34 protein-coding genes are annotated in these 23,260 nt (G+C 40.9%); 27 read left to right on the forward strand and 7 right to left on the reverse strand.

All coding sequences use genetic code 11. The annotated features are described in order from the left end of the window. Positions 1–920 precede the first annotated feature (920 nt). From L1D15_RS11115 to L1D15_RS11140, 6 genes are all read left to right on the forward strand, one after another. A complete protein-coding gene (locus tag L1D15_RS11115) occupies positions 921–1,517 on the forward strand; it encodes a hypothetical protein (protein WP_239875625.1) in 597 nt (198 codons plus the stop codon). A 469-nt stretch (positions 1,518–1,986) separates the two neighbouring features. Further along, the gene (locus L1D15_RS11120) at positions 1,987–2,196 is read left to right on the forward strand and encodes a hypothetical protein (protein ID WP_239875626.1); all 210 of its coding nucleotides are present in this window, start codon (positions 1,987–1,989) and stop codon (positions 2,194–2,196) included. Beyond that, positions 2,153–2,449, forward strand: coding sequence for a DUF6506 family protein (locus tag L1D15_RS11125; RefSeq protein WP_239875627.1), 297 nt, complete (start codon positions 2,153–2,155; stop codon positions 2,447–2,449). Before L1D15_RS11120 ends, L1D15_RS11125 begins: the two co-directional genes overlap by 44 nt. 238 nt (positions 2,450–2,687) lie before the next feature. Next, positions 2,688–3,293: a DUF4145 domain-containing protein gene (locus L1D15_RS11130; RefSeq protein ID WP_239875628.1), complete on the forward strand. Its 606-nt coding sequence runs from the start codon at positions 2,688–2,690 to the stop codon at positions 3,291–3,293. A gap of 369 nt (positions 3,294–3,662) precedes the next feature. Continuing rightward, positions 3,663–4,115, forward strand: coding sequence for an HNH endonuclease (locus L1D15_RS11135; RefSeq protein WP_239875629.1), 453 nt, complete (start codon positions 3,663–3,665; stop codon positions 4,113–4,115). A 133-nt stretch (positions 4,116–4,248) separates the two neighbouring features. Beyond that, positions 4,249–4,740 (forward strand): GNAT family N-acetyltransferase, encoded by a 492-nt coding sequence (locus tag L1D15_RS11140; RefSeq protein ID WP_038164533.1) that lies wholly within the window; start codon positions 4,249–4,251, stop codon positions 4,738–4,740. A 365-nt stretch (positions 4,741–5,105) separates the two neighbouring features. Here L1D15_RS11140 and L1D15_RS11145 read toward each other — a convergent pair whose 3' ends face one another. Beyond that, a complete protein-coding gene (locus L1D15_RS11145; protein ID WP_239875631.1) occupies positions 5,106–5,324 on the reverse strand; it encodes a hypothetical protein in 219 nt (72 codons plus the stop codon). A 357-nt stretch (positions 5,325–5,681) separates the two neighbouring features. Here L1D15_RS11145 and L1D15_RS11150 point away from each other — a divergent pair, with 357 nt between their 5' ends. The 6 genes from L1D15_RS11150 (at position 5,682) to L1D15_RS11175 (ending at position 9,195) form a co-directional block, all read left to right on the forward strand. Continuing rightward, the gene (locus tag L1D15_RS11150) at positions 5,682–5,822 is read left to right on the forward strand and encodes a hypothetical protein (protein ID WP_239875633.1); all 141 of its coding nucleotides are present in this window, start codon (positions 5,682–5,684) and stop codon (positions 5,820–5,822) included. Between the two features lie 9 nt (positions 5,823–5,831). Beyond that, positions 5,832–6,515 carry an FRG domain-containing protein gene (locus tag L1D15_RS11155; protein WP_239875634.1) on the forward strand — a complete coding sequence of 228 codons (684 nt, stop codon included), beginning with the start codon at positions 5,832–5,834 and terminating at the stop codon, positions 6,513–6,515. A gap of 907 nt (positions 6,516–7,422) precedes the next feature. After that, positions 7,423–7,698, forward strand: coding sequence for a hypothetical protein (locus tag L1D15_RS22105; protein WP_345779256.1), 276 nt, complete (start codon positions 7,423–7,425; stop codon positions 7,696–7,698). A 200-nt stretch (positions 7,699–7,898) separates the two neighbouring features. Continuing rightward, positions 7,899–8,060: a hypothetical protein gene (locus L1D15_RS11165; protein WP_239875635.1), complete on the forward strand. Its 162-nt coding sequence runs from the start codon at positions 7,899–7,901 to the stop codon at positions 8,058–8,060. 48 nt (positions 8,061–8,108) lie between these two features. Continuing rightward, positions 8,109–8,567 carry a hypothetical protein gene (locus tag L1D15_RS11170; RefSeq protein ID WP_239875637.1) on the forward strand — a complete coding sequence of 153 codons (459 nt, stop codon included), beginning with the start codon at positions 8,109–8,111 and terminating at the stop codon, positions 8,565–8,567. A 145-nt stretch (positions 8,568–8,712) separates the two neighbouring features. Continuing rightward, positions 8,713–9,195 (forward strand): tetratricopeptide repeat protein, encoded by a 483-nt coding sequence (locus tag L1D15_RS11175; protein WP_045986705.1) that lies wholly within the window; start codon positions 8,713–8,715, stop codon positions 9,193–9,195. A 157-nt stretch (positions 9,196–9,352) separates the two neighbouring features. Here L1D15_RS11175 and L1D15_RS11180 read toward each other — a convergent pair whose 3' ends face one another. Together L1D15_RS11180 and L1D15_RS11185 are read right to left on the reverse strand one after the other, a co-directional pair. Then, positions 9,353–9,649, reverse strand: coding sequence for a type II toxin-antitoxin system RelE/ParE family toxin (locus tag L1D15_RS11180; RefSeq protein WP_239875638.1), 297 nt, complete (start codon positions 9,647–9,649; stop codon positions 9,353–9,355). 6 nt (positions 9,650–9,655) lie between these two features. Next, entirely contained in the window at positions 9,656–9,898 is a 243-nt protein-coding gene (locus L1D15_RS11185; RefSeq protein ID WP_045957228.1) for a type II toxin-antitoxin system Phd/YefM family antitoxin, read from the reverse strand. Between the two features lie 243 nt (positions 9,899–10,141). Between L1D15_RS11185 and L1D15_RS11190 the strand changes: the two genes are divergently transcribed. The 6 genes from L1D15_RS11190 (at position 10,142) to L1D15_RS11215 (ending at position 12,857) form a co-directional block, all read left to right on the forward strand. Beyond that, complete coding sequence (locus L1D15_RS11190; protein WP_239875639.1) at positions 10,142–10,660, forward strand: DUF2441 domain-containing protein; 519 nt, start codon at positions 10,142–10,144, stop codon at positions 10,658–10,660. Positions 10,661–10,840: 180 nt separating this feature from the next. Then, positions 10,841–11,065 carry a hypothetical protein gene (locus L1D15_RS11195; RefSeq protein WP_239875640.1) on the forward strand — a complete coding sequence of 75 codons (225 nt, stop codon included), beginning with the start codon at positions 10,841–10,843 and terminating at the stop codon, positions 11,063–11,065. Positions 11,066–11,102: 37 nt separating this feature from the next. Further along, positions 11,103–11,240 carry a hypothetical protein gene (locus L1D15_RS11200; protein WP_239875641.1) on the forward strand — a complete coding sequence of 46 codons (138 nt, stop codon included), beginning with the start codon at positions 11,103–11,105 and terminating at the stop codon, positions 11,238–11,240. 62 nt (positions 11,241–11,302) lie between these two features. Beyond that, positions 11,303–11,614, forward strand: a complete 312-nt coding sequence (locus L1D15_RS11205; protein WP_239875642.1) for a hypothetical protein — start codon at positions 11,303–11,305, stop codon at positions 11,612–11,614. 137 nt (positions 11,615–11,751) lie between these two features. Then, complete coding sequence (locus tag L1D15_RS11210; protein WP_239875643.1) at positions 11,752–12,057, forward strand: hypothetical protein; 306 nt, start codon at positions 11,752–11,754, stop codon at positions 12,055–12,057. 311 nt (positions 12,058–12,368) lie between these two features. Further along, positions 12,369–12,857: a hypothetical protein gene (locus tag L1D15_RS11215; RefSeq protein WP_239875644.1), complete on the forward strand. Its 489-nt coding sequence runs from the start codon at positions 12,369–12,371 to the stop codon at positions 12,855–12,857. Positions 12,858–12,981: 124 nt separating this feature from the next. Here L1D15_RS11215 and L1D15_RS11220 read toward each other — a convergent pair whose 3' ends face one another. Continuing rightward, positions 12,982–13,290, reverse strand: a complete 309-nt coding sequence (locus tag L1D15_RS11220) for a hypothetical protein (RefSeq protein WP_239875646.1) — start codon at positions 13,288–13,290, stop codon at positions 12,982–12,984. 39 nt (positions 13,291–13,329) lie between these two features. On the opposite strand from L1D15_RS11220, the gene L1D15_RS11225 reads away from it, so the two are divergent. The 6 genes from L1D15_RS11225 (at position 13,330) to L1D15_RS11250 (ending at position 17,105) form a co-directional block, all read left to right on the forward strand. Then, on the forward strand, positions 13,330–13,482 hold the full coding sequence (locus L1D15_RS11225; RefSeq protein WP_239875648.1) for a hypothetical protein: 153 nt from the start codon (positions 13,330–13,332) through the stop codon (positions 13,480–13,482). After that, positions 13,479–13,832: a VOC family protein gene (locus L1D15_RS11230; protein ID WP_239875650.1), complete on the forward strand. Its 354-nt coding sequence runs from the start codon at positions 13,479–13,481 to the stop codon at positions 13,830–13,832. Before L1D15_RS11225 ends, L1D15_RS11230 begins: the two co-directional genes overlap by 4 nt. A 148-nt stretch (positions 13,833–13,980) precedes the next feature. After that, positions 13,981–14,277, forward strand: a complete 297-nt coding sequence (locus L1D15_RS11235) for an antibiotic biosynthesis monooxygenase (protein ID WP_239875651.1) — start codon at positions 13,981–13,983, stop codon at positions 14,275–14,277. A gap of 846 nt (positions 14,278–15,123) precedes the next feature. Next, positions 15,124–15,636, forward strand: a complete 513-nt coding sequence (locus L1D15_RS11240; protein WP_239875653.1) for a hypothetical protein — start codon at positions 15,124–15,126, stop codon at positions 15,634–15,636. 133 nt (positions 15,637–15,769) lie between these two features. Further along, entirely contained in the window at positions 15,770–16,162 is a 393-nt protein-coding gene (locus L1D15_RS11245) for a hypothetical protein (protein WP_239875655.1), read from the forward strand. Positions 16,163–16,349: 187 nt separating this feature from the next. After that, positions 16,350–17,105 carry a hypothetical protein gene (locus tag L1D15_RS11250; protein ID WP_239875656.1) on the forward strand — a complete coding sequence of 252 codons (756 nt, stop codon included), beginning with the start codon at positions 16,350–16,352 and terminating at the stop codon, positions 17,103–17,105. A 275-nt stretch (positions 17,106–17,380) separates the two neighbouring features. Here the strand turns inward: L1D15_RS11250 and L1D15_RS11255 are convergent, their stop codons facing one another. Continuing rightward, positions 17,381–17,950: an AidA/PixA family protein gene (locus L1D15_RS11255; RefSeq protein WP_239875658.1), complete on the reverse strand. Its 570-nt coding sequence runs from the start codon at positions 17,948–17,950 to the stop codon at positions 17,381–17,383. Positions 17,951–18,703: 753 nt separating this feature from the next. Between L1D15_RS11255 and L1D15_RS22110 the strand changes: the two genes are divergently transcribed. Together L1D15_RS22110 and L1D15_RS11265 are read left to right on the forward strand one after the other, a co-directional pair. Next, a complete protein-coding gene (locus L1D15_RS22110; protein WP_345779257.1) occupies positions 18,704–18,862 on the forward strand; it encodes a hypothetical protein in 159 nt (52 codons plus the stop codon). Between the two features lie 151 nt (positions 18,863–19,013). Next, positions 19,014–19,244, forward strand: a complete 231-nt coding sequence (locus L1D15_RS11265; protein WP_239875660.1) for a hypothetical protein — start codon at positions 19,014–19,016, stop codon at positions 19,242–19,244. Between the two features lie 221 nt (positions 19,245–19,465). Here L1D15_RS11265 and L1D15_RS11270 read toward each other — a convergent pair whose 3' ends face one another. Together L1D15_RS11270 and L1D15_RS11275 are read right to left on the reverse strand one after the other, a co-directional pair. Beyond that, on the reverse strand, positions 19,466–20,581 hold the full coding sequence (locus L1D15_RS11270) for a BspA family leucine-rich repeat surface protein (RefSeq protein WP_239875662.1): 1,116 nt from the start codon (positions 20,579–20,581) through the stop codon (positions 19,466–19,468). A gap of 38 nt (positions 20,582–20,619) precedes the next feature. Further along, positions 20,620–21,057 (reverse strand): DUF285 domain-containing protein, encoded by a 438-nt coding sequence (locus L1D15_RS11275; protein ID WP_239875664.1) that lies wholly within the window; start codon positions 21,055–21,057, stop codon positions 20,620–20,622. A gap of 1,317 nt (positions 21,058–22,374) precedes the next feature. Here L1D15_RS11275 and rhlP point away from each other — a divergent pair. Beyond that, a complete protein-coding gene (gene rhlP, locus L1D15_RS11280; protein ID WP_239875666.1) occupies positions 22,375–23,214 on the forward strand; it encodes a rhombotarget lipoprotein in 840 nt (279 codons plus the stop codon). Positions 23,215–23,260 lie beyond the last annotated feature (46 nt).

A 23,260-nucleotide genomic window follows, 5' to 3' on the forward strand; every position in this document is an offset into this window, starting at 1 on the left:
TCAAATTTAGTGTTTAAGGCACAATGCTTTAGGTTGGGTGGGGCGTTGTTCACCCCTTAATTGGGCGTTATGTGCTTTTCGGGAAAGGTTAGATGGAAGAAGATAAAAAGTTGGTTGCTGCGATTTGTGGTGACGGGGCTGAGTACTTTGTAGCGTCTCAAATCATGCTTAATCTGAGGCTGTTAGTAAGTATCGCTCCTACATCTKCACCTAGTTGGGATTTAGAAGTTACGCATCCGCTAACTGGAAAATCTGCAAAAATTCAGGTGAAATACCGCTCTCGTATTGAGAAAAGCACTCCGCATTTGAGGCTACGAGGTGGTGTCAATTTTGACTTCCTTGTATTGGTTGAAACANCACCTAGTTGGGATTTAGAAGTTACGCATCCGCTAACTGGAAAATCTGCAAAAATTCAGGTGAAATACCGCTCTCGTATTGAGAAAAGCACTCCGCATTTGAGGCTACGAGGTGGTGTCAATTTTGACTTCCTTGTATTGGTTGAAACACCGTTAGAAGTGAAAGCTGATACTCATGGTCAAGCTTCTAAGCGGTGGTTCGATGGTATTGATAAAGTAGCATTTAATCTGTTTCCTACATGGGTAATTTCAAAGGAAACAGCAGATAGTTTAATGTATGTCAGCACTAATAAGAGCAAGGGAAATATGGTRCGTAGTTTTCGGAAACCAGAGCATTTGTTTAACTGGCAAATCATAAAAGACGCACTTGAATAGCACGCACATAACAAAGCATTTAAGAGTGACTCGCAACGCTTGGCAGTTTCGCTTCGCTCAAGTATAGCCAAGCGCCGCTCACACCTTAATGCGGCGTTATNACCAGAGCATTTGTTTAACTGGCAAATCATAAAAGACGCACTTGAATAGCACGCACATAACAAAGCATTTAAGAGTGACTCGCAACGCTTGGCAGTTTCGCTTCGCTCAAGTATAGCCAAGCGCCGCTCACACCTTAATGCGGCGTTATGTCACTTCGGAGAAACTGTAATCGCGATGGTTAGTAAAATTTATATACAAATTTCTCTATATGTAATAGCTATATGGGTAGCATTTTCTGTAGACGATAATGTGTTTAATGGTTTCGAGTTTATTGCTTTGGTTAGCTTGGTATGTCTGTTGATCGGTTTAATTGTATATAAACGGAAGAGCCCGTCAAAATTTTATCTTGAAGGAGAAGAGCACCGTCCTTTCTTACGTAGACAAGTTCCTTTTACTTACGCTGCAAGCGGTGTCATTTTGTCTGGAGTGACTGCACTCTATGGTGTTGTTGGTGAACCTTTTGAGATCATTGGCTATGTTGAACAAAAGCATCAGAGTCGTGGAAAAGGAGGTATTACTCATGTTTTGGGTATCAAGCATGAGCTCTATGGCGTCATACGTAGCCGCACCTCTGAAAAGCTTTGGTTGTCACAAAGTACCGGTTCTCCCTTACTGTTGAAAATTCAAAGAAATTTTTTTGGGCAACATGTAATTGTAAGTGTTAAGGCGTTGGACTCAAAGTGACATAACCAAGCGTTCAATTGGACAGCCAACGCTCGGCAGTTTTAGTTCATAGTTTAACATTAGTGTTTATGTCGCAATGGTTTTAGTATGTGGTAGCGTTGGCTGCCCATTAACACGGCGTTAGGTCGCTTTAAGCTTGTACGGTTTTTTAGTTTAGCGCTCAGCCACTTCAATAATCTTGTTTGTCGCGAATTTCAGCATCTACGTGGCTCGAACATTTTCATGTGAAAGTTTTATTCAACTGGCAAGTTTTGACGTTAGTGATTGAGTATTTTCTGTTTTTAAGTGCTTTTGTCCAAGCCTATTCACTGGAAGTTTGTTCTCTCAATTTGGCTAGCTTTTTTGTTTCAGCGAACCACCGCAAAAATAGTGACGTGGTTGTTGTCCGGCTTTGGTGGTTATTGCGGTGCATTGAGCTTTGTAGTTTCATGGCTTAGTCCTATAGTTCAAGCTAGCAAAGGTGTTTGTAGTGAGCATACCTAACAATCAGCTCAAGACGGACAACCAACGCTTTGCGGTTTTGTGTCTGGTTTGGTGCGGTGTTTACGGTGGTTTGTTTGAGTTTTATGGTATTGTTGGTAGCCGCTTAGCAAGGGCGTTATACGCCAATCGATGTTTAGGTCTAAGGGGTAAATATGATCAAGCGTTACGGGTTTATCATAAAGGCAGAAAGTTATAGTCATGTTCGTGATTCTACGGATTTGAATGCGCCGGAATTTTCGACTCATGTCGTTGGTGTGAGTAGTGATGATGAGGCTATTGTTGTGGCAAAAGCGATGATTGAAAGTGGAATACAGGTAATTGAACTGTGTGGTGGCTTTGGTGCTGACAGTGCTAGTTACATTATCGAGAGCTTAGATACCAATGTACCGATTGGCTACGTCACGTTTTCAGACCAAGAGATAAATAAACTAGAGCAGTTGCTAAAATAGCGTTCTGGCGTATAACAAACTGCTCAAGGTGGACTGCCAACGCTCGGCAATTTTGGCTCTAGTTCGATACAGTGTTTACGGTGGTTTGTTCAAGCAGAGTAGCTATGCGTTGTCAGCCACTTAGCAAGGGCGTTAGCCGTCATGGTTTGGAGGATAAATGGGCGAAATTACACAATCTTTTGAATTGAACACTAGCGATGAAAATAAGCATCGCCTGTATTGCAAGGAATGCAATGGTATGACTTTGCATTCGATCGTTTCATCCTTTGACGAAAATGGAAGTGAAGATTGTGGTGGTGGCCACTCAGTGGATTGGCACTGCAAAAATCAGACAATTCAATGTTTGGGTTGCCAAACAGTATCGTTCCGTACCGTATCGACTTTCTCCGAAGACTTTGAGTTTGATTATGAAGGTGTTTACCATCCGGAAACAATCAAGTATTACCCTGGGCGAGTTGAAGGGGTTAAGTCGTTGGAGTCGCATTTATTACCTTATACCATTCAGCAAATATACAAAGAAACCGTACTTTCACTAGAAAACGATCAGTTCATCCTCGCTGGTATTGGTATTCGTGCGATAGTTGAGACTATATGCAAAGATCTCGAAGCCGAAGGGCGGGATTTATACAGTAAAATCAACACGCTTAAAGATAGATCGATTGTGACTCAAGAAGGTGCTGATACACTTCATAAACTTAGGGTGCTGGGTAATTCTGCAGCTCATGAAGTTAAAGCTCACAACTCTCAGCAATTAGAATTAGCTCTTCAAATTATCGAACACATGCTTGAAGGTACGTATATTATTCCAAGTAGTGTTGAGTCTGTTTTCCCAAAAGACGGCTAACAAGGCGTTTAAGAGGGATTCACAACGCTTGGCACTTTTAGTTTGAATCAGCTTTAGTGCTTACGGCGCAATGGTTTAGGTTGGGTGGTAGCGTTGTTCACCCCTTAACGCAGCGTTATGTGGAAATGAGGAGTATCGAATTGAGTCTAACAAATCATGAATATGTAAGGTTAGCACTACTAAACTTAGGAGGTAGCGCTAACTTATCTGATATCTATAGTGAAGTTCTCAATATATTAAAGCGAGAGGGGAGTGATTATAAGCCTAGTAGGGCTACTTTAAGAGATGCAATGCATAAGTTTTCTCGCGATGTTCCCTCTAAATGGAATGGTAAAGCAGATAAAGAGCTATTTAGACAAGTCGTTCCTGGTGAAAGAACCGGAAATACTCACCACAATTGAAGATGACATACATATTATACAGAATTCTCCAGAGCTAACTAATACAGAAAAGCAGCAAGAAATATCTGTAAGAATGGTGCAAGGGAAATTTAGACAAAATTTGATCAAAAAATGGCGTGGTTGTGCTATTACTGGTTGTAAAGAAACATCGCTATTGGTTGCAAGTCATATTAAGCCTTGGCGGGATAGTAATAGTCGGGAACGATTAGATATAAATAATGGCTTGCTTTTGATTGCAACGATAGATAAAGCGTTTGACAGTGGTTTAATTACTTTTGATGAAAACGGGGAAATAATAATTTCTCCTTATTTTAAAGATTATGAGGTATGCAGTATCAAGCCTGGAATGGCAGTGAAAATTAACGAATGTAATAAACGTTATTTAAGCTACCATAGGGAGCATATTTTCAAATCCACATAACAAAGCATTTAAGAGTGATTCGCCACGCTTGGCATTTTTGGCTTGGGTTTAGTTTAGTGATTGCGGTGGTAAAATTAGGTTCAGTGGTCGCGTGGCTCACACCTTAATGCGGCGTTATGTGCTTAGGAGTAAAATGGAAATTACGAAAGCGAAAGTAGGTCATCAAGACCAGTTTAAAGACTATGTTGAGTCCTGCATTGCTGATGGCTTAGAGCTTTATGAAGAGGCAAAAACTGACAGTAGTGCGTATCTAAAGAAGAGAATCGCATACTCCAAAGGTTTAGGGTTGCCTGACGGTTGGGCTCCAATAACAACTTATTTTTGTATGGAGTCAGGTGTAATTCTCGGGTCAATCAGAGTTCGACATGGTACAAACGAGTACATTGAAAATGTTATAGGTCATATTGGTTATGAAACCAGACCGACAGCTCGTGGTAAAGGGGTCGCCTCATTTCTTCTCGCTTGGGTTCGTGACAATGTTGTACCTGACTCTGCTATTGTGACCTGTTCAATCGAAAACTCAGCATCACAAAAGGTCATCGAAAGCTGTGGTGGTGTATATCTGGGCAACTACACAGATGAAAGTGAAGGTACAGTAAGGCGCTACCGTTTGGTACGCACATAACAAGCAATTTAAGAGGGATTCACAACGCTTGCCATTTTCAGTTTGATACAGCTTTAGTGTTTACGGCACAATGCTCAGATTCGGTGGTGGCGTTGTTCACCCCTTAATTGGGCGTTATGGTGCAGCAAGGCTTAGTTCTTATTTGGCTTGTTGGTTCAGCGTTTGCTGCGAGCTTAATGGCCATTCTTACATGTCGATTAGGCTCAAAATCTTTATCTCTGGTGAAAAGCCGCTTTGGGTATTTAGTTCTGGCTAATCTGCCGTTTGCATTTGGCTCTCAAGTGGGTTTGTTGTAGCGGCAATTAGCTGGTGTATGGCTCCAGTGGGGCGGCCCTTCTTTGTTCTAGTTAGCTTTATCGTTGTTGTTAGGTTCCTTCTTTGGACTTCATTGGGTTGCTGCATACTGGTTTGTTGAGTTTTGTGGTTGCAAAGCGCTCGTATTTTGCGGTGAGTGTAGTGGTTGTCTTAGGTTTCCATAACCAAGCGTTTAATCGGACAACCAACGCTTGGCAGTTTTGGCTCACAGTTTGGTCTTTGTGTTTATGGCACAATGGGTTAGGTTTGTGGCCGCGTTGCTTGCCCATTAACGCGGCGTTAGGTTGCTTTTATATTGTACGGCTTTGTGGTTAGACCTCAGCCACTTCGAATCTTTCCTTGTCGCTAGTTCCAGCGGTCATGTGGCTCGAACATTTTCAGGTGAAGGTTTCATTCAACTGGCAAGCTTTGATGTTAGCGATTGAGTACTGCCTGTTTTTTAAGTGCTCTTGTCCAAGTCTATTCATTGGAAGTTCGTTATCTCAATCTGGTTGGTTTTTTGCTTCAGCGAACCACCGCAAAAATAGTGATTTAGTTGTTATTCGGCTTGGGTGGTGATTGCGGTGCAGTTGGCCTTGGTGTTTCATGGGCTGGCCTTATAGCTCAAGCTAGCAAAGGCATGTTTGATGGGCATACCTAACCATCCGCTCAAGACGGACAACCAACGCTTGGCGATTTTTTGTCTGGTTATGTTTAGTGTTTACGGTGGTTTGTCTGAGCTTTGTGGTATTGTTGGTAGCCGCTTAGCAAGGGCGTTATGTGAATAGGGGAAATCGATGATTACTGAGGCTGCTACGATTGAGAGCTTAGCAAACTATATAGAATCAATGGAAATAGCTCCATTGTTCGGACACAAAGTTTTATTTAGAGGGCAGCCAGTTAAACGTAACTTACTTCCAAGTATTGCGCGTAACGATAGAACTAAAGATACAACTAGCATAGAGAAGCACTCCCTTGAACAAATGCGGTTGATTGGCTCTAATTTGTTAACCTCAAAAGATGAGGATGATTGGCACGCTATTGTTAAAGCACAGCACCACGGACTAAAAACACGTTGTTTAGATTGGACATCTAACCCAATGGTCGCGTTATGGTTTGCTTGCTCAAATAGTCCAGATGTTGACTCTTATGTTTATATGCTAGTGGCTGATGGTGGCGCTCCTCCGGATAGAACCAAGTCCCCGTTTGAGCAGGAACATACTTGTATCTTACAGCCAAGTTATGAAAGTCCACGAGTGAGTGCTCAGCACGGTTGGCTTACAGTTCACAACTATAAAAATGGGCAATTTACATCATTGGAAGATAGTCAGAACGAGCAGTTGTGGGTCTGTGAATACCTCATTCCAAAGGAAATCAAAAGTGAGCTAATTAACAGCTTAAATAGGTGTGGTATTAACCAGAGCACTATTTTCCCTGATTTAGACGGGTTGTGCGGACACCTGAATCAGAAATTCACATAACAAAGCATTTAAGAGTGATTCGCAACGCTTGGCAGTTTCGCTTCGCTCAAGTATAGCCAAGCGCTGCTCACACCTTAATGCGGCGTTAGGTTGCTTTAATTTTTGTGCGCTTTTTTAGTTGAGCGCTCAGCCACTTCTATTGTTTTTTGTCATGAATTTAAGTGGTCATGTGGCTCGAAGGTTTTCATGTGAAAGCTTCATTTAACTGGCAAGTTTTGACGTTAGTGATTGAGTGTTTTCTGTTTTTAAGTGCTCTTGTCCAAGTCTATTCATTGGTAGTTTGTTCTCTCAACTTGGTTAGCTTTTTTGCTTCAGCGAACCACCGCAAAAATAGTGACGTGGTTGTTATTCAGCCTCGGTGGTTCTTGCGGTGCAGTTAGCTTTGGTGTTTCATGGTTTAGTCCTATAGCTCAAGCGAGCAAAAGCATTTGTAATAAGCATACCTAACCATCAGCTCAAGACGGACAACCAACGCTTGGCGGTTTTGTGTCTGGTTATGTTTAGTGTTTACGGTGGTTGGTTTGAGTTTTGTGGTATTGTTGGTTGCCGCTTAGCAGGGGCGTTAGGTTGCTTTAAGCTTGTACGGCTTTTTAGTCTTGATATCAGCCACTTCAATAATCTTGTTTGTCGCGAATTTTAGCGGCTACGTGGCTCGAAGATTTTTAGGTGAAAGTTTCATTTAGTTCGTAAGCTTTGACGTTAGTGGCTGAGGCTTTCCCGTTTTGAGTGCTTTTAGCCAAGTTTGTTCGTTGAAAGTTCGCTATCTCTATCCGGTTAGTTTTTTTGCTTGAGTGAACCACCGCAAAAAAGTGATGATTTTTATTCAGTTTCGGTGGTTATTGCGGTGCAATTGGCTTTGGTGTTTCATGGCTTCGCCCTATAGCATCAACGAGCAAAGGAACTCGAAATGAGCATACCTAACAATCCGCTCAAGACGGACAACCAACGCTTGGCGGTTTTGTGTCTGGTTATGTTTAGTGTTTACGGTGGTCTGTTGGAGTTTTGTGGTATTGTTGGTAGCCGCTTAGCAAGGGCGTTAGGTTGCTTTAAGTTAGTACGGTTTGTAGTTTTGCAATCAGCCACTTTGAATCCTTTTGTAGTCACTAGTGTCAGTGGTCATGTGGCTCGAACTTTTTTAGGTGAAAGCTTTCTTCAATTAGCTAACTCTGGCTTGGATGACTGAGTGTTTTCTGTTTTCAGTGCTCCTGCCCAAGTTTATTCATTGGAAGCTCATTATTTCAATGTGGTTAGCTTTTTTGCTTCAGTGAACCACCGCAAAAATAGTGACGTGGTTACTATTCAGTTTCGGTGGTGATTGCGGTGCAGTTGGCTTTGGTGTTTCATGGCTTAGTCTTATAGCACCAACGAGCAAAGGCACTCAAAATGAGCATACCTAACCATCCGCTCAAGACGGACAACCAACGCTTGGCGATTTTGTGTCTGGTTGAGTTTAGTGCTTACGGTGGTTTGTTGGAGTTTTGTGCTATTGTTGGTCGCCGCTTAGCAAGGGCGTTAGGCTTACCTAGTCTTGCGACAATAGTTTAATTATGGGGCTATAGTTGTTCTCAGTATTGGATTTGTAGGGAAACTGCTATGCAAAGAATATTGCTTCTACTTCTATTGGTACTAGCACCATTATCCATTGCTTCAGGATCAATTTCCGAAAGTTTTCTTCTAGTTCAGATCGAGGAATATAAGCCGAATAGTGTTAAACGTAGAATAGAAAGTCGTAACATCATTGCGTCTTGGGTTGTTCGGAAAACAGATGAAATTCAACACCCTTTTATGTGTTCAACGCTGCTAGCCGGCTATTTAGACTCAGAGAAAGCGAAGCGTCAAAATATTACTCGGTTACGAAAAATGCTGTCTGAATCAGAAGGTGTCACAAAACTATTTACTAACAGTGAAAGTACGGCTCTTATGCTGGACTCAAGTCGCAAAAAAGTAGAACTGAAAATTAAAAATATTGATCAGTTTAGCTACAACGTTAACTGTTTAGAGATTTTGCCTAACTCAGATATTAAAAAATACTTTAACTTTGGTGATGAATAAGAAGCCTAACCAATCGTTCAAGGGGACATCCAACGCTTGGCAGTTGTGGCTCACAGTTTGATATTAGTGTTTATGTCATAATGGGTTAAGTGTGAGGTAGCGTTGTCTGCCCATTAACGCGGCGTTATAAGCTTCGAGGAAAATTATGGAAAGTATCATCAAACAAGCAATTGAATTGCGGAAACAGGGTAAGTATCAAGAGTCGAGAGCTTTGCTAAAAACGCTGCTAAACGATGAAACTTGTTCTGCTAAAGCTCATTTGCAAATTGCTTGGTCATACGACAACGAAGGTAAAGAGCAAGAAGCGATTACTCATTATCTGTCATCTCTTTCAGGTCTTTTATCGTCGGTAGATAGGTTTGATGCTTTGTTTGGGCTAGCGAGTACTTATCGAAGCCTTGGCATGTATTCGGAGGCTTTAAGCTACTTTGAGCAAACTCTAAGAGAGTACCCTAGTTCCATTGAAGTTCAGCCTTTCTATGCCATGTGTCTCTACAACTTGGGACGCCATAAAGAAGCAACATCATTACTACTCGAACTTTTAGTATCAACCACGAACAGTGATGCAATTAAAGAGTACCAGCGAGCTATTTCTTTATACGCAGAAGATTTAGATAGAAAGTGGTAAAACGCAACACGCTTATAACAAAGCATTTAAGAGTGATTCGCAACGCTTGGCAATTTCGCTTCGCTCAAGTATAGCCAAGCGCCGCTCACACCTTAATGCGGCGTTAGTTTACCAATCAAGATCATCACCCTAGTTTTTATTTCGGGTGATGTCTTAGCTACAAGTGGTTTTGTGGGAGTTGTGATTGACTAAGTACAGCCACAACTAAAATAAAACCGTCTTGTTTTGTAAAGTAAGCTGTGTGTTTTCCTACCGGAAAATAGAAACCGCTTGGATAAATCTCATCGCAACTGCGACCTACGGCTGGATTGTCGGCAAGCATTTGAAACCCAGCTAGCAATGTATCTTTATAGTTGTTCCACTGCATTTCAGAAAAGTTGTTGACGGTATAGCTTTTAATTTTTCGTAAATGCGCCTGAGCCAATTTACTTAGTTTGTATTTACTCTTTTGCATAGTGGGTTACAAGGCGCTTAGGAAATCTTCACCATCAACTACATTGCCTTGTGCTAAGTCTTGTTTAGCTGACTCGAAACAATGTTTAAGGTAATCAGTTTTCATTGCCTCTAGTTCTTCATAGTCTTTTATAGACATTACCACTACGGCATCTTTACTGTTTTTGCTAATCTTTACTGGCTCACGTTGGGCGCTTAGAAGCAGCTCACCAAAGTTACGCTTTGCATCATTTGCTGTTAGTGTGTGCATACTCAATCTCCAAACTTGGAATTACAGTAAGATTATAGTTTGTAGCACAAAATGGTCAATATAATTAAATCGTGCGATTTGTATGAAGAGCAAACTAACAAAGCGTTTAAGGCAGATTCGCAACGCTCGGCATTTCCGGTTTGATTCAGATTTAGTGTTTACGGCACAATGGGTTAGTTTGGTGGTTTGCGTTGCTCACTACTTAACGCGGCGTTATGTGTTTTTCATAGTTTTGAGGTATAGATGAAGAAATTTTATACGGTGGACAGGCTTGGAACTCTGTCTAGTGGTACCGTAATTGATATCACAAAATATGATGATGTTAACCCTGAAGTATTACAGTCGCACGTGGATGAGCTCTTTCCAAATGGAGTGTCAGCTCACGGCGAAAACTACCTTCTAAAAAATGGTAGTCATGGGCAAATCTCTAGCTCAGCGATAGAGTTATTATTTGAATACGTCAGAAGAGCGCACTTCCCAGAAATTAAATCTAGATTTGAGTGTTCTTTTGCTTGCGAATCTATAGATGAAGCCATGGCTTTTCGTAATAGATTCGGTCAACCAAGTGACAGGATCTTTGAAGTGCTTTCTGATAAACCATACTTTAAAGGAAATATGGTGCTCTTAGATAACAATCAAACTTCACTTGTCTGTTCATACTTTGCAGATGAATACTGGAAAGGAAATCAAGGACCAATTCCCGAAAGTTTCTGGGAAATTCTGCTTGAGCTACCTGTTACTATCGGTGACCAAGTAGGGTAATAAACACATAACAAAGCATTTAAGAGTGATTCGCAACGCTTGGCGCTTTCGCTTCGCTCAAGTATAGCCAAGCGCTGCTCACACCTTAATGCGGCGTTAGGTTGCTTTAAGCTTGTGTGGTTTGTAGTTTTGCAATCAGCTACTTCAATTGCCTTATTCGTCACAAACTTGAGCGGCTACGTGGCTCGAACTTTTTCAGGTGAAGGTTTCATCCAACTGGCAAGCTTTGATGTTAGTGGCTGGGTGTCTTTTGCTTTAAATGCTCTTGGTCATATTTGTTCGCTGAAAGTTCGTTATCTCAACTTGGTTAGCTTTTTTGCTTCAGTGAGCCACCGCAAAAATGGTGACGTGGTTGTTTTCAGCTTCAGTAGTGATTGCGGTGCAGTTGGCTTTGGTGCTTCATAGTTTATTCCTATAGCTTAAGCGAGCAAAAGTGTTTGTAATGAGCATACCTAACCATCCGCTCAAGACGGACAACCAACGCCTGGCAGTTTTGTGTCTAGTTGGATATCGTGTTTACGGTGGTTTGTCTGAGTTTTGTGGTATTGTTGGTTGCCGCTTAGCAAGGGCGTTAGTTTAAGTTTGGAAAAATATAGGAGATAGCATGAAAAAATATTATTTGGAACTTTGCTTTGTGTTTCATTGGGGGCTCATGCTGCCAGTGATGTTTGGACGAGCGCTAAAATCGACATGGTTTTTGCGGGCTATCCAGATGAAAGCGTCTCGTTTCTACCAATTGAAGGGGCTGAGAATCCTGCGAATTGCAATGAACCAACAGCATACGCAATACCTGCTCCTTATGACTCAAAAGCGGCGCTAAGTGTTTTGCTAGCGGCTAAAATGGCAGATAAGCCTGTATATTTCTCAGTTCGAGGCGATATCTGCCACACCATTCAACAGACCGACGCTAAAGGTATTACTGTTCCAGTAATACAGAGGATAGCTGTGAAATAAACTAACAAGTTGCTTAAGACGGACTGCCAACGCTCGGCGAATTTACTTCAAAGTTTGCCCTGTGTTTACGGTGGCTTGTTTTCGTTTTGTGGCATGTTGTCAGCCACTTAGCAAGGCGTTATGTGTTTGGAGGTGAAATGGTTAGGGAAGCGACAAAAGGTGATTGCGTAAAATTAGCGGCATTGTCCATTAAAGTCTGGCTAGATACATATGCGAGAGAAGGTATCAAAGCTGAATACGCTGAGTATGTCTTGTCTACTTTCACTGCAACCTACTTCTTAGAAATATTGGATAAGATTAATTATCGTGTGTTTGTAAGTGAAGAACAGGAAGTGATCCAAGGCTATGTAATGGTTAATCTTGAATCGCATTATCAAACGTCCAGTAATGGCTTTGAAGTCGAAAAACTATATGTCGATAACACTTTCAAAGGGAAAGGTTAGGTCGAAAGCTTTTGAATGAAGTCGAAAGTCAGTTGGGTAATAAATACTGGCTTTACACTTGGGTTGAAAATGAATCCAATGGATTTTATGAGCATTTAGGGTTGCGTCGAATAGGGCTTCTGACCTTTGAATTTGCAGGGGCTTCAATAGAAAATAACGTGTATCAGTCAGCCCACACATAACAAGCAATTTAAGAGGGATTCACAACGCTTGGCACTTTTGCTTCTACTTCAGCTTTAGTGTTTATGGCACAATGCGATAGGTTGGGTGGAGGCGTTGTTCACCCCTTAATTGGGCGTTAGGTTTATAGAATGTATGAAGTAGTATTCGATATTTCTCAAATGGCTAAACCATGGGCAAATATACTCAATATTATCCCACTGATTTTTTTGCCATTTTTATCTTGGGCACTTTACAGTTCACTAAAAATCAAAGAGGGTAACAATAAATTATTCAAGGCTTTCATCACTTCTTTTTGCCTTGTTGCGATGAGTATAGTTTCAATTAACCTAGTGAGGCCTTTTTATAGTCACAGTCAAGGTGTCAAGAAACTGAATAATGGTGACTATAAGGTTGTTGAGGGGGGTGTTTATGACTTTAAACCGCAAGTAAGCAGTGGTCAAGGAGTTGAAATTTTCAAAGTTGGTAATCGTAAGTTTTCTTATGATTATTATGCATCAACCAGTTGTTTTAATAGAACTAAGGCATTTGGTGGGAAGGTTGAGAACGGAAAAAGAGTTAAAGTATACTTCGATAATAACTGCATCCTAAAAATTGAGATGCTAAAGGTTGGTAAGTAGATAAACCTAACAAACTGCTTAAGACGGACTATCAACGCTCGGCGATTTTGGTTCTAGTCTGGTACAGTGTTTACGGCGGTTAGTTTAAGTATCGTGGTTGCGTTGCTAGCCACTTAGCAGGGCGTTAGGTTGCTTTAAGTTTGTACGGTTTTTTAGTTTGGCAGTCAGTCACTTCAATAATCTTGTTTGTCGCTAGTATCTGTGGCCATGTGGCTCGAACTTTTTTATGTGAAAGTTTCATTGAACTGGCAATTGTTGACGTTAGTGGCTGAGACTTTTCCGTTTTCAGTGCTCTTGGCTGGCCTTGTTCATTGAAAGTTCGTAATCTCAATTTGGTTAGCTTTTTTGCTTCAGTAAACCACCGCAAAAATAGTGACGCGGTTGTTGTTCGGCTTTGGTGGTTATTGCGGTGCATTGAGCTTTGTAGTTTCATAGCTTAGTCCTATAGTTCAAGCTAGCAAAGGTGTTTGTAATGAGCATACCTAACCATCCGCTCAAGACGGACAACCAACGCCTGGCGGTTTTTTGTCTAGTTGGATATCGTGTTTACGGTGGTTTATCTGAGTTTTGTGGTATTGTTGGTAGCCGCTTAGCAAGGGCATTATGTGGTTGGAGAAAATTATGAATCCATCAGCGGTTCTTATTCATGTCCCTGATGTAGCTAAAGGGCTTGAATGGTACAAGAAAGCTTTTCCTGAAGCGGTTCCTGTTTACTACCCTGATTTTGACTTCACGGTACTCGACCTAAATGATTTCTCGCTAGAAATAGTCCAAGCTGACGAAAAGGTTGGTACAGGTAAAAGTGGCACTGTTGTTTACTGGTCAGTAGATAATTTAACTGTTGCTTTAGCTCATTTTGAAACTCTAGGTGCTTATATCTATCGTGGACCAATGGAAATTGAAGATGGGCTGTCGATGTGCCAAGTTGAAGACCCGTTTGGAAACTTAATAGGACTACGTGGGAAAACCACATAACCAAGCGTTCAATTGGACAACCAACGCTCGACAGTTTTGGTTCACAGTTTAGTTTTTGTGTTTATGGCACAATGGTTTAAGTTTGTAGTAGCGTTGTCTGCCCATTAACGCGGCGTTATGTGCTTCAGGCCTTTGAAAGGGAAGTTTTATGTTTCGAGTTGTCTATGAATGGCGTGTGCCAGTTGAGAAAATGGATGAGTTTCAAGATGTCTGGCGCTCGGCGACAGAATTAATTCATGATTCAGTTGAAGGTGCGCTCGGTAGCTTTATGCTTCGCTCCTATGACGTACCTGAAAAGGTTCTGACCATTGCTAAGTGGAACACGCGTGAAGATTGGGAGTTGTTTTGGGGAAATCGTAACCCAGAAAAAATGCGACAGATGCGTAAAATTGCTGAACGTGTTTCGGTTGAAGCATTCGACGAAATAGAAGACAGAACTAAATAGCGGAAGCGGCACATAACAAAGCATTCAAGAGTGATTCGCAACGCTTGGCATTTTTAATTCCATAGTTGAGTATAGTGTTTACGGTGGTAAGGTTAAGTTTTGTGGTTGCGTCACTCACACCTTAATGCGGCGTTAGGTTGCTTCAAGTTTGTACGGTTTTTGGTTTTGTGATCAGCCACTTCGAATCCTTTTATTGTCACTAGTGTCAGTGGTCATGTGGCTCGAACATTTTCAGGTGAAAGTTTCATTCAACTGGCAGACTTTGACGTTAGTGGCTGAGGATTTTCTGTTTTAAGTGCTCTTGGTCAAGTTTGTTCGTTGAAAGTTCGCTATCTCCATCCGGTTGGTTTTTTTTGCTTCAGCGAGCCACCGCAAAAATAGTGACGTGGTTGTTGTTCAGATTCGGTGGGGATTGCGGTGCAGTTAGCTTTTGTGTTTCATGGGTTAGTCCTATAGCTTAAGCGAGCAAAAGCGTTTGTAATGAGCATACCTAACCATCAGCTCAAGACGGACAACCAACGCTTGGTATTTTGTGTCTGGTGAGTATAGTGCTTACGGTGGTTTGTTGGAGTTTTGTGGTATGGTTGGTAGCCGCTTAGCAAGGGCGTTAGGTTGCTTTGGGTTTGTGCGTTTTTTAAGTTTGGCAGTCAGCCACTTCAATAACCTTGTTTGTCGCTAGTTTCAGCGGCTATGTGGCTCGAACTTTTTCAGGTGAAGGTTTCATTCAGCTGGCAAGTTTTGATGTTAGTGGCTGAGAGTCTTCCGTTTTAAGTTGTGGTATTGTTGGTAGCCGCTTAGCAAGGGCGTTAGGTGATGAGGTGCACCACTGAATGACAAGGAACTTAGATGTCAAAACTTAGATTGTGTCTTATACCTATTATCCCACTAATGACAGGTATAATTGTCGGATTATTGTTTCCCTATGCCGAAAAGAACCAGCAGGAAGAAATGGTGTCCTTCATGGCTGATTTTGCGCAAACAGGTCTATTCAACATCTTAGCTCCATTAGCTGTTATTGTATTTGCGATTTATGTCTTCATATTTGGTCAAATCCCCAAAGACATTTCAGGTAAAAGAAAAATGCTGTTACTTTGGCTACCAACAATAGCATTGGGCTGTACATTACCTTTCTTTATTGTGTTGCTCGGTTTTTTCTTAACTTATAACGGTGTTATCGATACAACTAAGTTAATAGTAGTAGGTATCGTTGGTTTCGTTTATTCCATCGTGTTTTTCGTAGGTATGTTGCTACCTGCAGTAGAAGGATTTTGTCCAAAGGATGTATCGAGCAAACGTAAAGTATACGTATTACTTTTGGTATCGTTAGGTTTGGTTATCCTTTGGCAAAACTTCACATAACAAACTGCCTAAGACGGACTATCAACGCTCGGCGATTTTAGTTCTAGTTTGGTACAGTGTTTACGGTGGTTAGTTTAAGTATCGTGGTTGCGTTGCTAGCCACTTAGCAGGGCGTTAACATATGGAGGTCGAAATGGAAACTTTCGGAACAATTTATGCGAAAGCAATTGATGACCAGTCTTCGAAAATATTCATCCCCGTGTTTATTAGTGCGTTATTTGTGGAACTCTCACCGTTACTGCACCCAAAGATGAGCTTCTGGGAAATTTATGCACCGCTTTGTGTGGTTGGTATAGTGATAGCGTCATTAGTCTTGCTGGCGATTTCCTTCGCTGAAGTCTACATCAGAGATTTTCGGACCTACGTTGGTATATTTTGTATGCCACTTGGAGCAATTGGATTGCTTCCACAATATCTCGACGCCGTATCAGTTCCTTATACGCAGGTGACAGGCTTTTCTCTTTTAGTATGGTCATTTGTTTTAGCTAATCCTTTGCGGTTTATTCAGCAATTATTGGATTACTAGCGCATGAAATATATGCATAACAAAGCATTCAATGGGACAGCCAACGCTTGGCAGTTTTATCTCACAGTTTGGTTTGTGTGTTGATGTTGCAATGGTTTAAGTATGTGGTAGCGTTGTCTGCCCATTAACGCGGCGTTATGTTTCCGAAAATACAGAATACTTGACTTACGTATATGAGAACAGAAATATGGTCAGTTTAAAAAATAATGTTCAAATAAATGCAGGAGACATCGTATTGATGAGTACCAATACAGCTCCCGGCTTGCTGATTAAAATAGGGACAGTTTCAACTATCACCCATGTTGCCCTCGCGATATCTCATAGCGAGGTTTTAGAGTCCACTCCAGATAAAACCAATCAAGACTTAAGAAAAGTGCCCATTTCAATAGCTTTGAAAGACGCCAATTCTGCCGTCGTCTTTAAGCGTAGACCCCCCTTAAATCAGGATGAGATAGATATACTTGAAAGGAAGTATCTTGACTTAAAAAAACACCCGAAGAAAAGCCGTTACCATATAGGAATTGCAGGTGCGGCAGGTGTACCTGCTATCGTCAATGTTGTAAGTATTGTGGTTATATCAGGGGCCATTGTAGCTCAAGTAGTTTATGGAGGTGCGCTTCCATATCTCGCGTTTATGGTACCACTTGCGATCTGGGGATTACCAATAGTTCGAAAAGTAGGGCGTGCGTTGTCAAAATCTAAGCCGGATAATTGTTTAACTAAAGAGCTAGAGGGGTCTTATTGTTCAGGGTTCGTTGCGAAACTAGAAGAGGAGATTAAATCCGACATTTGGAAATTCATAGATAAAAAACCATATGACCCTAGACCTAAAGACATAGCGTATGCATGTAGGAAGCACAAGATGCAATGGATTGAGTATAAGTTCAAGGAAACTCCAACTTTAGTTGGAAATGTCTTTAGGGCGTTAAGAGGTGTTCGTTAGTATAACATAACAAAGCATTTAAGAGTGATTCCCAACGCTTGGCATTTTTCATTCCATCGTTGGGTTTTGTGTTTACGGTGGTATGGTTAGGTTTCGTGGTAGCGCTGCTCACACCTTAATGCGGCGTTATGTTTATTTGGAAGTCAGAATATCTAATTTTTTTGAACTATAAACCTGCTACTTTTCTCTTTTGGTATTGCGTTAATTAGTTATTAATAAATAACCTAAAGCTCTTTGGAGAACTTTAGGTTTTGTACTATACTTCCACCGTTAAATTAGTTTGGAAGGATAGTAATTTTGGGATCAATTTGATACCACCCTAACACCTTAATGTTATCACTGTCACTTAAATCAAGTTTCGCTACTTTCAGATAATAAGTAACATCCACTCGTTCCGAAACGTTTTTCACAGTTGTTGTACATATATTATTAGGGAAGGTTACAGCCTGAAAATCTGGTTCTTCATTGGTGTCAAAATTTGAGGTTATATATACGTGACTTGAATTTTGGGTTTTACCTTTTAATTCGGTTAGGCCTCTGTCCCATGATGCTTGATGAGGAATATACATTCCGTAGACTACAATATCGATATCTGGACTTGAGCCTTTGTTTCTTAGTCCTTGAGATATAGGTGTATCCAACCAATTGATAACATCTCCTGGTTTTACAGTGATATGCAAATTTGAGGTCGCATTTCCACCGGTCAGGCCAGAACCTGCATTTGTGATCATGAAAACCTCATCTCTCCAGTGTCGACCACCACCTGTTGGATCGTTAAAAGAACTATGTGGAGCGTTTTCGAATCCGTCTGCCTTGAAAACAGTCAGAATATTATATACAGCCATTGTGTTTTTCCTCTAGTTAGCGAACTGACGCACTAAAGGTATAGTACTGCATTCCTAACCAAACAAAATTAGTCATATAAATCATTGAGTTTATGAAGGTGTCGTCACGCATCTATTGTATCCAAATGTAATTAACACAAATGTCTAATTTAAAATAAAATAAGCACATGGAACCCTCTCTTCAGTTTTATAGAGACATATTGGAATTCACTACGCAAGTGAAGTGACAAGGGAGCTTACTTTGCTTTAGGTTGAATACAAACAGATGATCGAACGACTGAAGGTATAACAAAGCGTTCAAAGGGACAGTCAACGCTTGGCAGTTTTGGCTCTTATTTTGGCATTAGTGTTTATGTCACAAGGGTTTAAGTATGTGGTAGCGTTGCTCACACCCTTAATGCGGCGTTAGGTTGCTTTAAGTTTTTGCGGTTTGTAGTTTTGTAATCAGCCACTTTAATAAACTTGTTTATCGCGAATCTTAGCGGCCATGTGGCTCGAACTTATTCAGGTGAAGGTTTCATTCAACTGGTCAGCTTTGACGTTAGTGATTGAGTGTTTTCTATTTTTAAGTGCTCCTGCCCAAGTTTATTCATTGGAAGCTCGTTATCTCAATTTGGTTAGTCTTTTTACTTCAGTAAACCACCGTAAAAATAGTGATGTGGTTGTCATTCAGCTTGGGTGGTTGTTGCGGTGCATTTAGCTTTGGTGTTTCATGGTTTAGTCCTATAGCTTAAGCGAGCAAAAGCGTTTGTAATGAGCATACCTAACAATCAGCTCAAAACGGACAACCAACGCTTGGTGGTTTTGTGTCTGGTTGAGGTTGATGTTTACGGTGGTTTGTGGGAGCTCTGTGGTGTTGTTGGTAGCCGATTAGCAAGGGCGTTAGCTGGTAGAAGGCTATACGGAGTTTAATACCAACTTTGAGAAGATGAGCTTTGATAATGTGTCTATCAAAGAAGTTTCCAGAGTTGGCTCCAAGGTTATCATGCTCTCAGTGGTATTTTCATCAGCAAACAGCACCCACGTACAAATGGAAGCGACCTAATTGTTCAAAATGGGGGAGATGACTCTATATAACGTGTCTGATGAAAAAAGCCTCACTTGGTTAAATAACATTGCACCTGTCGCCCACGAAACACCAGAGTGCCCGATTGATCAAATTATGAACGCGAAGTTTGATGGCAGTAGATCCCACTTTGAAGGTTTTAAGGAATCGATGCATTGGCATGAGTGGTTTATTCAGGCAACAAATTTCAATTTGGTAGCTTTGGATGTCGTGGAAACGACCAGCTAACAAGAAGAAAACCACGATCATAGGCGTTGCCCTAGCCATTAAGGCGATATAAATAGGTGTTTATTGAAACTCAAAGCTGCTTTCTAATAGAGAACTGACGCCTCAGCAATTTAGGCATTTTTGCCTCAACAATCTCCATGTGTCGTGGTATTGGAATCTTGCAGTGGCCAATTTTAGTTGGCCACTGCATAGAGATAAGCAGTAAGTCTATAGAGCAACCGCTAATGGGTAAATATAGGCAGCTGCTCCTCAGTCAATAAGCTGTCTTTAGCAAAATTGGGATACCAAGTTACTTGGCTAACATTCCAATTGCTAATATCTTGGCTAAAAGCTTTCGCACCAAAAAACATTGACCCCATACGTGTCACATTAGAGGTATCCCAGCGACCTATATCTTGGTTAAAGGCTTTAGCCTCCCAAAACATATATTGCATATTAGTCACATTCGAGGTATCCCACTGACCGATATCTTGATTAAAGGCTTTAGCCTTATGAAACATATAACCAATGTAAGTCACATTAGAGGTATCCCAGTGCCCAATATCTTGGTTAAAAGCTTCAGCACCATCAAACATAGCAACCATACTAGTCACATTAGAGGTATCCCAGCGACCTATATCTTGGTTAAAAGCTTCAGCCTCTTTAAACATGCTATTCATATGAGTCACATTAGAGGTATCCCAGTTTCCTATATCTTGGTTAAAGGCTTTAGCCTCCCAAAACATATATTTCATATTACTCACATTAGAGGTGTCCCAGTGCCCGATATCTTGGTTAAAAGCTTCCGCACCATAAAACATATATTCCATATCAATCACACTAGAGGTATTCCACTGACCTATATCTTGATTAAAAGCTTTAGCACCAAAAAACACTTGGTTCATGGTTCTCACATTAGAGGTATCCCAGTGCCCGATATCTTGGTTAAAGGCTTTCGCCTCTTTAAACATCGAACTCATCCAAAGCACACTAGACGTATCCCAGTGCCCGATATCTTGATTAAAAGCTTCAGCACTATCAAACATCGAAAACATACTAGTCACATTAGAGGTATCCCAATCGCTGATATCGGCATTAAAGGTGGCTCTTTTATAGAACACATGAGACATATTAGTGACTTGGGTGGTACAAAAGCCAATATGGCCTTGCTCTAGGTTATCGAGCATAATTTGGTTTTTAATCAAATCGTTATCGACCACCACATACACCTTGCCGTTTTCGAGTATCACGGAATTGACGGGCTGATCTGGGCATTTGACTGAAATATCGATGGCATAAGCCTGCTGGCTGACGAGCGCCGCCGCCCCAACAAGCAGTGACAGAAGATTCTTTTTCATGGTTATTTCCTAGGTTGAATCGACATTATTAAGAGAAATTAGTGCGAAAATAGCGGCAGGTAATAATTAGGTAGGCCACTTTGCAGGGCGAAGTCTTTATGGCGAGTGACCTTTTCCACCGACCAATTGGATAAATCTTGCTTAAAGCGCGTTGCCCCTTTAAACATACGATCCATATTGGTCACGCGGCGCGTGTCCCATTGACTGATGTCGTAATTAAAATAGGGTGATTGAGCAAATAAATCGCTCATATCAGTGACATGACTTGTACACAGCTCTATCTTGCCGTTGATAAAGTTTTGCCAGTAATCTTGTTGGCGCAATAGCGCATTATCGACCACCACGTATAAACGCTCATCGATAATCACCACACTACCGGGACGGTTAGCATCACAACGAATTGTATGATTTTCTTCGGCAAAACTGGCTGTACTACTCAAAGCCATGCAGGCTAAAATAACAGACGTTATTTTCATGATTAACATATTATTTATTATGATTAGTTTTAATATTATATTTATTTAAATAATCAAAGTTAACGCTATTTTTTATCTTGATGCATGCCAAATATAATAATGATATCAATGTCACGCATAGGGTGTGATTTAGTGTTATTTAAGTCATTTATGGATGATTAAATTTAATATATTAATGACAAGCTATATTGACTTTCTAAAAGTTTACATTTAATCGAACACTTATTAACTCGGCGTTATGTGCATGAGGGGGTTTGTGGCTATTAATAAGCATGAAATACTAAGGGAGGCCGCTAAGTTCAGGTAGCTAATTCAGTCTTGTGACCCAGAGCAGACAGATTTAGTAACGGCTGATTTTCCTGCAATGAATTGCAAACTGACGTCAATGATCCTTGTCTATCATTTCCTCAAACTCTATCCAGAACTTGAAATCAAAAGTATTACAGGTGTTCGACCTGAAAATAGGCTTATCACGCATTATTGGATAGAGATTAACGGTATCGCTGTAGATATAACAGGAGACTAATACAATTTAATCGATGACAATGAATTAGACGACTTTCTTATTGCTCTTAGGCCATGTTCACCTATTCATGTAGCCAAAACTGAAGATAGTTTTTTATATGATGTTTTTGAAAAGTCGTATGTTAATACCTTTGCTTCTGGTCTTCCGGACAAAAAGAGTCTTTCATTGAACGTTTAGAACTCTCATACGGTCAACTGACATCTAACGAAAAATGCACATAACAAGGGGTTAAAGAGGGATTAGCAACGCGTGGCATTTTCACCGTGCGGTGGTTTAAGTGATTAAGGTGGTATGCGGCAGAATCGGTATTGCGTTGCTCACACCTTAATGCGGCGTTATAAGGCTTTGTGCTTTTGTACTCTAATTCTAAATTTTTCCACCTGACCTTCTATCTAGCTAGCCAAATCTCGTTGTTGTGGTCTTGGTTTGTGTGTTGAAATCGATGGTTACTACTGGACACCTTGCCAAGTTTAGCGGTTCACAATTGCTGGCATAGTTTCACTGTGGCGTAGCGGTCAATATTTATCACCGTTCTATCAATGTGTCTTAACTTCTGTACGTACTCGGCTCGAGGGCTCAGCGATGAATCCGGTGTTCTATGCTTCACAAAACTCTCCCAACCACTGTGCGCTGGTTAAAAATCGGTGGCAGAATAAGCCCTTATAACAAGGCGTTCAAATGGATGTCTAAACGCGCTCTGGACTCGTTTGCTCAAGCATCGCGCACGTCTAGTCACCACTTAACTTAGCGTAGCTTTTAAGGTTTTTTAGTATTAATAAAGGGGTAATAATATGAAGAAAATAGCGTTTATCTTTGCTTTATCGATCTTTATATTTGGGTGTAGCGGGCTTGGTCAAAGTGAAGAAACGGCTTCTAGTAGCTTAGTTGACTTCCTCTACCCCAATACTAAAGATTATCAAGAACACCAGCCGACAATTCCTCATTTGGTTTTACCAGTTAACGTTGGTATCGCCTTTGTACCTAGCTCAAAATACGGCAAGTTGGATTTGTCTAGTAAGCGAAAGCATGAAATTTTGTCAAAAGTAAAAAATGAATTTTTAGGGCTCGACTACGTAAACAGAATAGAAATTATATCCGACCCCTACCTAAGAAGTGGCGGTGGTTTTGATAATTTAAAGCAAATTTCTAGGTTGTATGATGTACAAGTTATGGCGCTAGTTTCGTATGACCAAGTGGCGCGTAGTAGTCAAAACAACGCTGCTCTACTTTATTGGACCATCGTTGGTATGTACTTAATCCCCGGAGACCAAAATACAACTCAAACTTTCGTAGATACTGCGGTATTCGATATTAATAGCAGCAAGTTGCTATTCAGAGCTCCTGGCTTGAGTAATGTTGGGTCTTTGTCCACGGCCGTCGGCATTGAGGAGACCTTCTACGAAAACTCTGAAAAAGGTTTTGACTTGGCAGTTACAGATATGGTGAACAATCTTGGTTCGGAACTCGATTTGTTCAAAATCCGTATCAAAGAAGAAAAGGTAGCGAATGTTAGCTACGGCAGTGATTATAGCGGCGGTAACATCCATTGGTTTGTTTTAGTTGTTCTGGCATCACTTCCACTGTTTCGAAAGAAAGCTAACAAAGCGTTCAAGACGGACTCACAACGCTAAGCACTTTTAGTTGCAGATTGAAGTGCAGTGTTTTCGACGGTTTTCT

The organism is Vibrio sp. Isolate25 (assembly GCF_022398025.1).
Classification (GTDB): Bacteria; Pseudomonadota; Gammaproteobacteria; order Enterobacterales; family Vibrionaceae; genus Vibrio; species Vibrio coralliilyticus_A.